Annotated in this window: 13 protein-coding genes; 4 read left to right on the top strand and 9 right to left on the bottom strand. The window is 23.3% G+C overall.

What is annotated here, in order from left to right:
* Positions 1–5: 5 nt before the first annotated feature.
* Complete coding sequence (tyrA, locus tag TGUWTKB_RS02145; protein WP_041063122.1) at positions 6–1,124, top strand: bifunctional chorismate mutase/prephenate dehydrogenase; 1,119 nt, start codon at positions 6–8, stop codon at positions 1,122–1,124.
* A gap of 10 nt (positions 1,125–1,134) precedes the next feature.
* Here tyrA and TGUWTKB_RS02140 read toward each other — a convergent pair whose 3' ends face one another.
* Positions 1,135–2,157 (bottom strand): prephenate dehydratase domain-containing protein, encoded by a 1,023-nt coding sequence (locus tag TGUWTKB_RS02140; RefSeq protein WP_052459558.1) that lies wholly within the window; start codon positions 2,155–2,157, stop codon positions 1,135–1,137.
* 111 nt (positions 2,158–2,268) lie between these two features.
* Positions 2,269–2,958 carry an outer membrane protein assembly factor BamD gene (gene bamD / locus TGUWTKB_RS02135; RefSeq protein ID WP_052459557.1) on the bottom strand — a complete coding sequence of 230 codons (690 nt, stop codon included), beginning with the start codon at positions 2,956–2,958 and terminating at the stop codon, positions 2,269–2,271.
* 122 nt (positions 2,959–3,080) lie between these two features.
* Between bamD and rluD the strand changes: the two genes are divergently transcribed.
* Entirely contained in the window at positions 3,081–4,046 is a 966-nt protein-coding gene (gene rluD / locus TGUWTKB_RS02130) for a 23S rRNA pseudouridine(1911/1915/1917) synthase RluD (protein ID WP_041063119.1), read from the top strand.
* A 1,650-nt stretch (positions 4,047–5,696) separates the two neighbouring features.
* A complete protein-coding gene (gene pssA / locus TGUWTKB_RS02125; protein WP_041063601.1) occupies positions 5,697–7,058 on the top strand; it encodes a CDP-diacylglycerol--serine O-phosphatidyltransferase in 1,362 nt (453 codons plus the stop codon).
* A 20-nt stretch (positions 7,059–7,078) separates the two neighbouring features.
* On the opposite strand, the gene minE is transcribed toward pssA, so the two are convergent.
* The 3 genes from minE to minC are packed head-to-tail and all read right to left on the bottom strand — an operon-like array spanning position 7,079 to position 8,852.
* A complete protein-coding gene (gene minE, locus TGUWTKB_RS02120; protein ID WP_041063116.1) occupies positions 7,079–7,345 on the bottom strand; it encodes a cell division topological specificity factor MinE in 267 nt (88 codons plus the stop codon).
* Entirely contained in the window at positions 7,332–8,162 is an 831-nt protein-coding gene (gene minD / locus TGUWTKB_RS02115; RefSeq protein ID WP_041063114.1) for a septum site-determining protein MinD, read from the bottom strand. Before minD ends, minE begins: the two co-directional genes overlap by 14 nt.
* Before the next feature lie 21 nt (positions 8,163–8,183).
* Positions 8,184–8,852: a septum site-determining protein MinC gene (gene minC, locus TGUWTKB_RS02110; RefSeq protein ID WP_041063111.1), complete on the bottom strand. Its 669-nt coding sequence runs from the start codon at positions 8,850–8,852 to the stop codon at positions 8,184–8,186.
* A gap of 342 nt (positions 8,853–9,194) precedes the next feature.
* On the opposite strand from minC, the gene gndA reads away from it, so the two are divergent.
* Entirely contained in the window at positions 9,195–10,601 is a 1,407-nt protein-coding gene (gene gndA, locus TGUWTKB_RS02105; RefSeq protein ID WP_041063108.1) for an NADP-dependent phosphogluconate dehydrogenase, read from the top strand.
* 44 nt (positions 10,602–10,645) lie between these two features.
* Here the strand turns inward: gndA and tpiA are convergent, their stop codons facing one another.
* The 4 genes from tpiA to hslV form a co-directional block, all read right to left on the bottom strand.
* Positions 10,646–11,425 carry a triose-phosphate isomerase gene (tpiA, locus tag TGUWTKB_RS02100; protein WP_041063106.1) on the bottom strand — a complete coding sequence of 260 codons (780 nt, stop codon included), beginning with the start codon at positions 11,423–11,425 and terminating at the stop codon, positions 10,646–10,648.
* 55 nt (positions 11,426–11,480) lie between these two features.
* Positions 11,481–12,227: a ferredoxin--NADP(+) reductase gene (locus TGUWTKB_RS02095; RefSeq protein WP_041063104.1), complete on the bottom strand. Its 747-nt coding sequence runs from the start codon at positions 12,225–12,227 to the stop codon at positions 11,481–11,483.
* Positions 12,228–12,318: 91 nt separating this feature from the next.
* Complete coding sequence (gene hslU, locus TGUWTKB_RS02090) at positions 12,319–13,650, bottom strand: HslU--HslV peptidase ATPase subunit (protein WP_041063101.1); 1,332 nt, start codon at positions 13,648–13,650, stop codon at positions 12,319–12,321.
* A 19-nt stretch (positions 13,651–13,669) separates the two neighbouring features.
* Positions 13,670–14,194 carry an ATP-dependent protease subunit HslV gene (gene hslV / locus TGUWTKB_RS02085; protein ID WP_041063099.1) on the bottom strand — a complete coding sequence of 175 codons (525 nt, stop codon included), beginning with the start codon at positions 14,192–14,194 and terminating at the stop codon, positions 13,670–13,672.
* Between the last annotated feature and the right edge of the window lie 157 nt (positions 14,195–14,351).

The raw sequence follows: 14,351 nt of genomic DNA, 5'->3' as shown, positions 1-14,351 counted from the left end.
AAAATATGTTAGATGAATTAAAGAAATTAAGAAAAAACATTGATGTTTTAGATAAAAAATTTATTAAATTAATTACTAAACGCTTAAAAATAGTAACTGAAATTGGCAAAATTAAGAAAAAACATGGTTTGTCAATTCATGATCCTATACGTGAAAAAAAGATGTTATCTTCACGATGCGAAGAAGCTAAATTAAATGGAGTATCTTCTTGTTTAGTTAAAGATCTTTTAAAAAGAATCATGCGTGAATCTTATTTCAATGAAAACCAAGAAGGTTTTAAAAAAATTTGTTTGAATTTACGACCTATTATTATAATAGGCGGTTTAGGAAAGATGGGTCAATTATTTAATAAAATGCTAAAACTTTCTGGTTATAAAGTTCATATCTTAGAAAAAAATGATTGGCATAATGCAAAAAAAATATTAAATAACCCTATGATGGTTATAGTAAGTATACCTGTTCTCTTAGTAAAACCAATTATTTTAAAATTATCATCTTTACCTAAAGATTGTATTTTAATTGATTTAACATCTATTAAACATCGTCCTTTAAATGTTATGTTAAATGTACATTCAGGACCTGTTTTAGGATTACATCCTATGTTTGGTCCTGAATGTAAAAACTTAGTAAAACAATTAATTATTGTATGTCATGGTCGTTATCCGGAAAAATATGAATGGTTTTTAGAACAAATGCGCATTTGGGGCGTAAAATTATATGTAGTAAATGCTATTCAACATGATTATTATATGAATTTTATTCAAATATTACGTTATTTTATCACTTTTTCTTATGGATTAAATTTTTTAGAAGAAGATGTAAATTTAAAAAAAATGTTAGATTTATCATCACCTATTTATCATATTGAAATCGCTATGATAGGACGATTTTTTAATCAAAATCCAGAATTATATGCAGATATTATGATGTCTTCAGGTAACAATATTTTTTTTATTAAAAGATATTATAAAATTTTATCAAAATTAATTACTATTTTAGAAAAAAAAGATAAAGAAAAATTTATTGATTATTTTAAAAAAATTAAAACATGGTTTAAATCTTATGCAAAAAAACTTTCTAAAAAAAGCGATGATATATTAGGTCAATTAAACGATAACATTTAGTATTTTTTTGTTAAATTACTATGGATGTATTCGGATAACAACCTAATATTTTAATAAAATACACAAGGTTTTTTATTTTTTCTAATATATTTTTCATTAAATTTGAATGCATATTACTTTTTATATCTATGAAGTAAATTTTTTTTAACCGATTATTATGAATAAATCTTGAATCTATTATATGAAATATAATATTATATTTTTTAAAAATTAAAAATATCTTCAATAAAGTTTGTTTTTCTGAATCTGCAATAAACATAAAAGTTGTTTTTGCAGAAATTTTATAGGGTACTGAAACTGAATTACGAGAAAGTACAACAAATCTTGTAAAATTTTTGACATCGTTGTTTAAAAAACGTTTTAAAACTTTAAGTTTATAGATTTTTCCACCATATTCACTACCAATTGCAGCTATTTTCGATGAGTTTATTAATTTAATTTTTTTCATAGCAATTGCAGTGCTTTCTGTATATTTAATTTCCCAATGCGAAAAATTTTTAATAAAATTGCTGCATTGTTTAAATGGTTGAGGATGACTATAAATTTTTTTGATATTATTTAAATCACTATCCTGTGAAACTAAAATACAATGATTAATACACATATTAACTTCTGCGATAATAAAAAGTTTTGTTTTTCTTAATAAATGATAAACATCGTGAATTAAACCGGAATTTGTATTTTCTAAAGGGACAATACCGAAGTCAGATTCACCATCTTCTACGTTTTTAAAAATATCTTTAAATTTTAAAAATTTTTTTTCAGAAAAAGAAATGTTTTTAAAACAATTCATATAATGACGTGTTACTAAATGAGAATAAGTTCCTTCTGGACCAAGAAATGCTATTTTTTTAGTTTGTTGATGAAGTTTATTATTTTTTTTTTTAGAAAAAAAATTAATAGATTTTTTAGAAAAAAAATTATTAATCGAAAATAAAATATATGTTTTAAAAAAATTTTTATAATTAACAATAATATTTTTAGAAAAAAACAATACTCGCAAGATATCATATAAAAGAAAAAATTTATTCATAATCACTACTCATTGCAATGTAAAAAGAAAAAACCTCCAAAAAATCGGAGGTTTTTTGTTAAACTTTAAAAATGTTTTTTATATTAATAATTAACAAAAATCAATCATATTTTAATGTTTTTTTATTTCTAAATTAAATTCAAGTTTATCGTATGATTTTTTCATTAACTTAATCGCATATGTTGTTAATCTAATATTAGGATATTTTTTAATCATTTCTTTTACACGATTTATAACTGAACGATATTCTTTATGTTTATAATAAAAATTTATAATAGCATAATCATGCCTTGCTAACCTATATTCTAATAAACGTAAATAATTTTTTGCAATAGGTTTATAATTACTATATGGATAATTAGTAATTAAATAATGAAAATAAAAAACTGCACGTTTTGCATATTTTGGATCTGTTTCAAAGTTTTTTAAAAAAAATAACTTATGTAAAATGTTATTATCTAATGAAACATTAATTAAACCTTTCATGTAAAAAATGTAATCAATATTTTTATGTCCTTGATGAAATTGAATGAATTGTTTAATTAATTGTTGTGCTTTAAAAAAATTTTTTTTTTTATAATATTCGTTTATAAGACTGATTTGTATTTGATCGGAACAAGGATGAAAATAATTTTGATTGATTTGTTCTAATTCTGAAATGTTTATTTTTTTTATGTGTAATTTTTTTTTATTTAGACAAACAATTAATTGTTTATTCGTTATTGCTTCTTTTGAATAAACACAATTAGTTATTGTTATACTTAAAAGACTAATAATGAAATATTTAATAAATTTGATCATAGATAACATTTAATGTTTAAAAAAATTGATGTAAAATTAAAACTTATATAAATTTAACTGTCTATAATAACACTTTATATTAAATAATATAGAATTAAGTATTAAAAAATTGTTTATAATTTATGATAAAAAAAATAAGATTTACTACTAAAGTATTACATGAACATTCTGGTAAACGTTTGGATCATATTCTACATATATTAATGAATAATTATTCACGTTCTCTTATAAAACAATGGATTATTAAAAATTTCGTACAAATCAATAATAAAAATATTAGTAAGCCAAAAAAGACAGTTTTTAAAAATGATATTATTTTTGTTAAAGTAGACGTCGAAGAATATAATTATTATAAATCTCAAAATATTAGTATAAACATAGTTTATGAAGATAAAGATCTAATTATAATTAACAAACCGCCAAACTTAGTTGTTCATCCTGGAGCAGGAAATCAAGATGGTACTCTTTTAAACGCTTTGCTATATCATTTTCCGAAACTTATTCATGTTCCACGTGCAGGCATTATTCATCGACTTGATAAAGATACAACTGGACTCATGGTAATAGCAAAAAATATTCTTGCACAAACAATATTGATTAATGATTTAAAAAAAAGAAAAATTATACGTAAATACCAAGCAATAGTGAAAGATTCTGTTATAGTTAGCGGAAAAGTTAATCAACCGATAAAACGTCATTATTATAAAAGAACTCAAATGATGATTCATCCTATGGGAAAATCAGCAGTTACTTATTATAGTATCATTGAAAATTTTCATTTTTGTACTCGTTTAAGATTAGTTTTACAAACAGGAAGAACACATCAAATTCGTTTACATATGGCATCTGTTAATCATCCAATTATTGGTGATCCAGTTTATGGAAGAAATCATAAAGTTTTCAATAAAAAATTTTCAAAAATATTAAATCATTTAACAAATAACTTTAAGAGACAAGCTTTGCATGCTGATATACTAAGTTTTATTCATCCAATTACAAAAAAACTAATGGAATGGAAAATCTCTCTACCTAAAGATATAAAACTATTAATTGATTTAATAAAAATAAATTTTAAAAAAAAATCATGAATTCTAAAAATTATATATTATTTAGAATAAACCAAAGTAGATATTCAACAAAATAACTTTGATATAAAGTTTAGTATAAGAAATAATGAATTGAGGAGTATTATGAGTTTAAAAAAACTAATTAATATATATTAGTTTTTTAATATCTCAATTAAAATATCAGCAATATTTTGAAAAATAATTAAAAAATGTTAAATATATTAAAAAAAATTAAAAATTTTTGTTAATAAATTCAATATTGTTGTAGATAAGATAGACATCTCAGGAATTCTAAAAGAACGTAATGAACTCACTAATTGTGTCTAATCTCTAGACGTTATGATTTTTATTAATTCGATATATCTTTATAGAAAAACTTTAAAAAAACTTTGTTAATATAATTAATATGCAATATATTAAATAAAAATTGAAAAAAAACCATGTTTTTGGTTAAAATATTACAAATACTTATGAATTTATTAAAAATATTTAAGTTATAACATGAAAGAATTCTTGTTCTTAAAGAGAGTTAAAAGAATCTAGTATTTTAATAAACAATAAAATAAATCTTTTTAAAAGATTGCATTAATAATTTTAAAATTTGGAATGTTTTTAAAAAAACAAATATTTTAATTAGTAAAAGTCTTAAAAATAAAATATCAAAAAATCATAAAAATGAAAAATTTTTCAGATGAACGTATTTTAAAAAATATAAATTTATAAAAATTGCTTTAAATAAAATTACACGAGATAAATATGAATAATTTATTTTTATATCCCCCCTCATTAATTATTTTTTATTTTAGGTCTAATAGAAGAAGAAATAAAAAATTCTGTAAGTATTTAACAGATTTTTCATTGAAAAATGCTAATATAAATAACAATATAGAATATTAAAATTTATGAAAAAAATCTGATTTTTATTAATTAATTTCTTTTATAAGACAAATTATATTTGAAGAATGTAAACAATTCTAATTAATTCATTAAAAATTTTTAAAATAAATTTATTTTTATAAAATTCTTATATAGTATTTTTCATTAAATTTTTACTATATCAGTAACATATTACTTTTTATAGATGAAAACAAATAATTTATTAATACATTCAATAAATTCAGGAAATTAATAATTTGATATTTTGTTTAACATTAAATTATTAATTTTTTAATATTATAAATATTTAAAATTTTTTTTAAAAAATATTTAATTTAATACTAGATATAATTAGCCATAATGAAATTATGAAAATTTATTATTTTGTTGACAATTATAGATAAAATCACTAATTTTTTTAAAAATTACAATAACATTACTATAAATATTTTTATGTTCTGTATATTTATCTAACAAAATGATAAAAAAAAGATAATAATAAGTTAATTCAGTTAGATCTTGTAAAAAGATGAATACTATCTAATATATCAAAAAATATTATTAAAAATTTTTTTTAATAAAACTTAAAAAGTTTTTTGTTATAGAGACTTTATCAAGTTCTTTAGTTATCAATAAAATCATTAATATTAATAAGCAAATAAAAAAAACAATATTTTATTAGTAGATATATTTAACCTGATCAAAAATATGTATATATATAATATAACTAAATAATCTTCATATTAAAAACTATAATAACATATTAATCTTATTTCAAAGAGAAAATAAAAAGTGATACTTTCTAGATTTTATTTTAATCAAAATAAAATAAATTTATTAACATTACCAAAAATAAAACAATCTTCTTCTGATTTTTTGATTATTTACTCTGCATATAAATTTAAAAAAATTTTATTAAAAATGATTAACAAAGCTAAAAAAAGAATCTATATTGTGGCTTTATTTTTAGAAAATGATTCCGCCGGACAAACTATTCTTAATGCTCTTTACAAAAAAAAACATGATTTTCCAAATATCGAAATCATTATTTTAGTAGATTGGTATCGAGCTCAAAGAGGAAGAATTGGAAAAGAATCTCACGAAAACAATGCTTATTGGTATAGAGAAATGGCAATAAAAAATTCTAATATTGAAATACCTATTTATGGGATTCCTATAAATTTTATTGAAGTTTTAGGTATTTTTCATGTCAAAGGATCTATTATCGATAATACTTTATTATATACTGGTGCAAGTTTTAATAATATTTATTTACATGAAGACAAAATATATCGCTATGATCGATATCAATTAATTAAAAACACCTTATTAGCTAATAGTATGTCAAAATGGATTAAATCTTGTGCAAAAAAAATGAAAGATTTTAATCGTTTTGATAAAGAATCAATATTTAACAAAAAAAAAAAAAATGTAAGAAAAAAAATACGATATTTTCGTCATTATTTACGTAATTCCTCTTATAATTTTTGTAGCAATGGAAAAAATAATGAACTAACTGTTACACCTTTATTGGGATTAGGAAAAAAAAGTTTATTAAATAATACTATTTCCCAATTAATACAACATACAAGAAATAAATTAATTATTTCTACTCCTTACTTTAATTTTCCTAAAAAATTATCTAATTATGTTAATAATTTATTAAAACAAGGAAAAAAAGTAGAAATTATTGTTGGTGATAAACAAGCAAACGATTTTTATGCTGAATCAGAAAAAGATTTTCAAATGATCAACATTATTCCATATATTTATGAAATAAATCTTCGAAATTTTATGATTTCTTATCAATCTTATATAAATAATAATCAACTAACTATTTATGTTTGGAAAAATGGATCAAATAGCTTTCATTCAAAAGGTTTATGGATAGATAAAGAATGGATGTTGATTACTGGAAACAACCTTAATATTCGTGCTTGGAAATTAGATTTAGAGAATGGCATATTGATTCACGATCCATTATTAAAAGTTTTTAAAAAACGTGAAAAAGAGTTAAGCATGCTTCGATTATATACAAAAAAAATACAACACTTTTCGGAAATAGAAAACATAGACAGTTATCCTGTAAGAATAAAAAAAATAATTTATCGATTAAAACGTACATATATTGATTTTTTTATTAAAAAAATTCTTTAAAATAAAATAACGAGAGTATTTTATTTTTTATTATCTAATAAAATTATATTGAAATTCAATATACAGCTATTCTGTTTTTTTTTTTCTATTTGAAATGTAATTTTATGAGACTCCACTATAACATATTGATTTATTGCTTTTAAAATGTCTTTTTTAAAACTAGGGAGAAAATTTAAGAAATCTTTATTGTTTTTTTTTCTTTGTGTTACTATGCTTTGTAATCTTTTCTTTGCAATATCAGCAGTATTGCTTTTTTTACGGGATAAAAAAAAATTAATTAGTATCATATTTGTTCCCAAAAAAAAATCTTCTAAAAAATCCTTTTTTTTGTTTTTTAATAAAACGTAATGGAAGTTTTTTACCAAGCAATCGATCAACTGTATCAGAATAAGCTAATCCAGCTTCAGAATCTCTATTAAGTATCACTGGATCACCTTTATTAGAAGACCTTAAAATTGAGGAATCTTCTGGGATAACTCCAATTAAGGGGATATGCAATATTTCTGATACATCTTTTACGCTTAACATATCTCCTTTAAGAACGTGTTGAATGTTGTATCGAGTTAGTAATAGATGTTCTTTTACAGGTTCTAATGCATTAATTGATCGGAACGATTTAGAATTTATCATACCGATCATACGGTCAGAATCTCTTACAGAAGATATTTCCGGATTCGCAATTATGATTGCTTCATCCGCAAAATAAAATGCCATTAAAGCTCCTTTTTCAATACCTGCAGGTGAATCACAAATAATAAAATCAAATTTCATTTTTTTTAAATCATTAAAAATTTTTTCAATATTTTGACAAATCAATGAACTTTTATCACGAGTTTGCGAAGCAGGTAAAATATAAAGTTTTTCTATACGTTTATCTTTAATTAATGCTTGATTTAATTTTGCATCTCCTTGTATAACATTAACGAAATCGTAAACAACACGCCTTTCACAACCCATAACTAAATCAAGATTTCTTAATCCAATATCAAAATCAACTACAACGGTTTTTTTACCTTTTTGTGCTAAACCAGTTGCAATAGCTGCACTTGAAGTAGTTTTTCCTACACCTCCTTTACCTGACGTAATAACAATAATACGTGTCATAAATTTTTTTTACCTAATTATTCAGTTTAATTGTTGAATAGAAAGTATATCTTTTTTTAAAAAGATGCGTGCAGATTTTCCAAAAAAATCGATAGGTATATCGTCCATGCTCCAATATTTTCCAGCAATAGAAACTAATTCAGCTGATAAGTTAGTGCAAAAAATTTGACGTTCTTGATCGCCATTAGCTCCAGCTAAAGCTCGTCCATACATATTACCATAAATATGTATGTTACCATCAGCTATTAATTCTGCTCCAAAACTTACGTGTGTAGTCACAACTAAATCAGCATGTTTTGCGTATATTTGTTGTCCAGAACGAATAATATTATTAATAATATGTGATTTATTTTTATATATAATTTTTTTTTTGATAATTGACTCTTTTCCTTCTTTGAGTATTGCTATACCTCCTTCTAGGATCATATTTTTTAAACGTAAATTTTTACAACCGCTTACTCCAACAATACGTAACCCTGTAGAAATAAAAACATTTTTAATTTCTTTCCAATTTATTTGATTATCATTTACATTAGATATATTAATAACTACTGGTGCGTTTTTAAAAAAACTGGGCGCTTGATTAATTTTTTTTTTAATTGCTTGATATAATATTGATGGTTCTAAACGATTTAAATAAATAACAAAAAGAGTAAAATTACTACCTTTAAATTGTACTGGAATTTGCATATAGAATATTTCGAGTAACTTTTTTTAAAAAAATATTTATATATAATTAATTTTATTATATTTGTTTCTAACAAACTACTAGAAAAATTACGAAATTAACTAATTATATAAAATAAAAATTTTTCTCTACTAAAAAAATATTTTTTGAAAACAGAAAAATTAAATTATATAAATATAACACAAAAATTCATTAATATAGAATATATATATTTTTTATATTCATAAATTTTATTTTAAAATTTTTTTTTTAAAATTAACTAATTATAATATTAAAATAATAAATACATAGTCATTTCAAATATAAAAATATATAGAAACTAATTTTTCAAAATAGAGGAAAAAATGTTTAAACAACAAATAGGTGTAGTAGGAATGGCTGTTATGGGACGTAATTTAGCAATTAATATAGAAAGAAATGGATATACAGTGTCTATTTTTAATCGTTCAAAAGAGAAAACAATAGATATAATTAAAAAAAATTATGGAAAAAAACTTTTTCCTTTTTATTCTTTAAAAGAATTTGTAGAATCTCTTAATAAACCTAGAATTATTCTAATAATGGTAAAAGCTGGAAAAGCAACTGATTCAACAATTAAAGAATTAACATGTTATTTAAATAAAGGTGATATTTTAATAGATTGTGGAAATACATTTTATAAACATACTATAATTCGTAATGAAGAATTATCTAAAAAAGAATTTCATTTTATAGGAACAGGAATATCTGGAGGCGAAGAAGGTGCTTTAAAAGGTCCATCTATAATGCCAGGAGGAGAAAAATTAGCATATAAATTAGTTGAACCAATTTTTAAAAAAATAGCGGCATATAAAGGTTCAGAACCATGTGTTACTTATATTGGACCAAACGGATCAGGTCATTATGTAAAAATGGTTCATAATGGAATAGAATATGCTGATATGCAATTAATTGCTGAAGCTTATTTTCTATTAAAAAATTTTTTAAGATTGAATAATCAAGAAATTTCATTAGTTTTTGATGAATGGAATAATGGAGAATTAAATAGTTATCTTATAGAAATTACAAAAAATATAGTTGTTAAAAAAGATGAATGTGGTCATTATCTAATAGATTTAATTATAGATTCAGCAGATAATAAAGGAACAGGAAAATGGACTTGTCAAGATTCCTTAGATTTTGGAGAACCTATTTCAATTATTGCGGAATCTTTATTTACACGTTATTTATCTTCCATGAAAAATCAACGAATGATTGCTGCTAAAAATTTACATGGCCCTTGTATAAATAAGTTTTATGGCAATAAAACTAAATATATTGAAAAAATAAGAAAATCTCTTTATTTTAGTAAAATAATTGCATATGCACAAGGGTTTTCTCAAATGAGAACTGCCTCTAAATATTATAAATGGAACATAAACTGTGCAAATATAGCAAAAATTTTTAGAGCTGGTTGTATCATTCGAGCACAGTTTTTAGAAAAAATAATAGAAGCTTACGAAAACTGTAAGGATATTAAAAATTTATTATTAACTCCTTATTTTCGAGATATTTCTAGTAAATATCAAAAAGATGCTAGAGATGTTATTTCTAACGCAATTAAAAATGGAATTCCTGTACCGACATTTTCTTCTGCTATTACATATTACGATAGCTATCGTGCATCCTTTCTTCCAGCAAATCTTATTCAAGCTCAACGAGATTATTTTGGTTCTCATACTTATCGACGTATTGATAAAGAAGGAATCTTTCATACTAATTGGAAAAATTAGTTAAATAAAAGGCTTCTATTAGGAGCCTTTTTATAAAAAAAATATTAATTATTGTTTTTATTGTAATAAGAAATTTCATTAATTATTCTAGAAAATATTTTTGTTTCTAATGCAGCATTACCAACTAATAATCCATCTACATCTTGTTTTTCGAAAAATTTTATAGCATTTTTTTCGTTTATAGAGCCACCATATAGAATCTTTACTTTTTTTGCAGTTTGGCTATTTTTTTTAAAAATAAATTGACGAATAGATTCATGTATTATTTGTACTTCATTTGGGTTAGCAGCTTTTCCAGTTCCTATAGCCCAAATAGGTTCATAAGCAATTATTGAATCATTTAAAGATTCAACACCCATTTTTTCAATAATACTATTTAATTGTTTATAACAGATAACATCTATTGTTTTATCTTGTAGTTTTTCTGTTTTTGTTTCACCTATACAAATAATAGGAATTAATCCAATTTTTTTTAAAGATGAAAATTTTTTAGTGATAACTTGGTCATCTTCTTTATGATAAAAACGACGCTCTGAATGACCAATAATGACGTATTTTACACCAATATCTTTTAACATCAAAGGAGAAGTTTCTCCAGTAAAAGATCCGTAATTATTAAAATCAACATCTTGTGCACATAAACTAATTAAATTTTTATTAAATAATATATTTTTGAAAAAATCTAAATATATATTTGGTGGTGCAATAATGATATTGCATTTTTTAAAATTTGATAATTCTTTAAAAAAATTTCTAACAAATGTTTGAATCGAATACTTGCTTCCATTTAACTTCCAATTACCAATAATTATTGGTTTATTCATGATTTTCCTTATAAATATTATATATAATAATACATATACTCAATTTCTTAAAAGTTTACCAATACCGTTCAGTAGTAATATGACCTAATCTGTTTTTTAAATTTATTATCATATTTTTTTCATGTTCTAAAACTTTTTTTGTATCATAAACCATTTGAGGATTACCACATATCATTACATGACTGTTAGTATTATCTATAGGTAACTGAATTGCGTTTTCTAATTTTTTATTTTTTATTAGTTCTGGAATACGGCCAAATAAAGTATTATTAATTTTTTCTCGGCTAGTCACAATTTTTATATGTAATTTATTTTTGTATTGTTGTTCTATTTTTTTCATTAAAGATAGATAACTTAAATCTTCATAATAACGCACAGCATGAACTAAAATAATTTTTTTAAAACGATCCATGTTTTTTTTATCTTGTAAAATGGACAAATAAGGACCTATAGCTGTTCCTGTAGATAACATCCAAAGGTTATCGCAATGTGGTATATTATTTATTATAAAAGATCCTTTGGCATGTTTACTTATAAAAATTTTATCACCTTTTTTCATTTGATATAAATAAGGACTAAAAATACCATTTTTAATTAAAACTAGATAAAATTCTAAATTTTTGTTATTAGGTGCATTTACATAAGAATAAGCACGTTGTATAGATTTATTATTAATTTTTAATGATAACTTTGTAAATTGACCTGCAATAAATAAAGATATAGGTGCATTTATAATTAAAGTAAATAGTGAGTTATTCCACTTTATTACTTTCTTAACTTCTGCGGAAATCCAATCTGTCATATTTTTTCTTCTTATATATTTATTTTAATAAAATTATAAATTTTATACTAATTATGAGCAAGATGTTATCTTATAATATTTATATAATTTTTTATAAAATAAATCTGCTTAAATCTTCATCATCAACTAATTCATCTAAATGTTTTGACACATATTCTAAATCAATACTAATATTTTCTCCTTTTTTTTCATTAGCGTTATAAGAAATATCTTCCATTAGTTTTTCTAAAACAGTATGTAATCGTCTTGCTCCTATATTTTCAGTTGTTTCATTAACTTTCCATGCAGATTCTGCAATACGACGAATACCATTTTTTGTAAAATCAACTATTACTCCTTCAGTAGCCATTAGTGCTTTATATTGCATAGTTATAGAAGCGTTAGGTTCAGTAAGAATTCGTTCAAAATCATCAATAGTTAATGCTTGTAATTCTACTCGAATAGGAAGACGACCTTGTAGTTCTGGTATTAAATCAGATGGGCTTGTAACTTGAAATGCACCAGAAGCAATAAATAGGATATGATCCGTTTTAACCATTCCGTGCTTAGTTGATACTGTACATCCTTCGACTAGAGGTAAAAGATCCCTTTGCACTCCTTCTCTTGATACATCTAAACCAGTTTGCCCACTGTTTTTACAAATTTTATCAACTTCATCAATAAAAACTATACCGTTTTGTTCAACAGCGTCAACTGCAGAATGTTTTAATTCTTCTAAATTAATTAACTTAGCTGCTTCTTCTTCAATTAATAATTTCATTGCATCTTTAATTTTTAATTTTCTTGTTTTCTGTTTTTGACTTCCTAAATTTTGAAACATTGACTGTAATTGATTGGTCATTTCTTCCATTCCTGGAGGAGCCATAATTTCTATTCCCATAGGAGCAATAGCTAGATTAATTTCAATTTCTTTATCATCTAATTTACCTTCACGTAGTTTTTTTCTAAAAGTTTGACGCGCTAACGAAGGTTCTAAATTACTTTCAGATTTTCCCCAAGTATTTTTAACAGGCGGAATTAATACATCTAATACTCGTTCTTCTGCTATTTCTTCAGCTCTATATTTATTTTTTTCTATTGCTTGTATTTTAACCATTTTAACTGCTGCATCAGTTAAATCACGAATAATAGAATCAACTTCTTTACCAACATAACCTACTTCAGTAAATTTAGTAGCTTCCACTTTTATAAAAGGTGCATTTGCCAGTTTAGCTAATCTACGCGCAATTTCAGTTTTTCCAACTCCTGTTGGACCTATCATTAAAATGTTTTTCGGTGTAATTTCATAACGTAAATCTTCTGTTAATTGCATACGACGCCATCGATTTCTTAAAGCAATTGCTACAGCACGTTTTGCATCTTCTTGTCCAATAATAAAACGATTTAATTCATTAACAATTTCAGGTGGAGTCATTTTAGACATAATTAAAATCCTTGTGCTCTTAGAGTATTAGTTCTTCAATATTTACATTATAATTAGTATATATACAAATATCAGCTGCAATTTTTAATGATTTTTCGACAATTTCACGAGCATTTAATGCAGTATTTTCCAATAAAGCACGAGCAGCAGATTTCGCATAAGGTCCACCAGAACCAATAGCAAGGAGATTATTTTCGGGTTGTATTACATCACCGTTTCCACTGATAATTAAAGATGCAGATTTGTCAGAAACTGCCAGTAATGCTTCTAAACGACGTAACATTCTATCAGTACGCCATTCTTTAGCTAATTCTACTGCTGCTTTTGTTAATTGTCCTTTATGAATATCTAATTTTTTTTCAAATAATTCAAATAATGTAAAAGCATCAGCGGTACCTCCTGCAAAACCAGCAATAACTTTGTCATCATATAAACGACGAACTTTATTTACGTTATTTTTCATTACTATTTCGCCTAGTGTAGCTTGGCCATCGCCTCCAAGAGCAATGTGGTCTTCTCTTCGTACACTAATTATTGTTGTCACAAAAAGTTCCTTATTTTATTTAAAAACCTGTTATATGCATCTAATTTATTTTGATTTGTTTAAGCCGATATGGGGTATGATTATATAGTTTCAACCCCTTTTTATAGTTATACTTTTTTAGAAAATATTTTTATTTAATTTCTCTAAAAAATTATTA

This window comes from Candidatus Tachikawaea gelatinosa (genome assembly GCF_000828815.1).
Classification (GTDB): domain Bacteria; phylum Pseudomonadota; class Gammaproteobacteria; order Enterobacterales; family Enterobacteriaceae; genus Tachikawaea; species Tachikawaea gelatinosa.
Note: the sequence above shows the minus strand (reverse complement) of the source record. Positions and strands in the feature narration are given on the sequence as shown.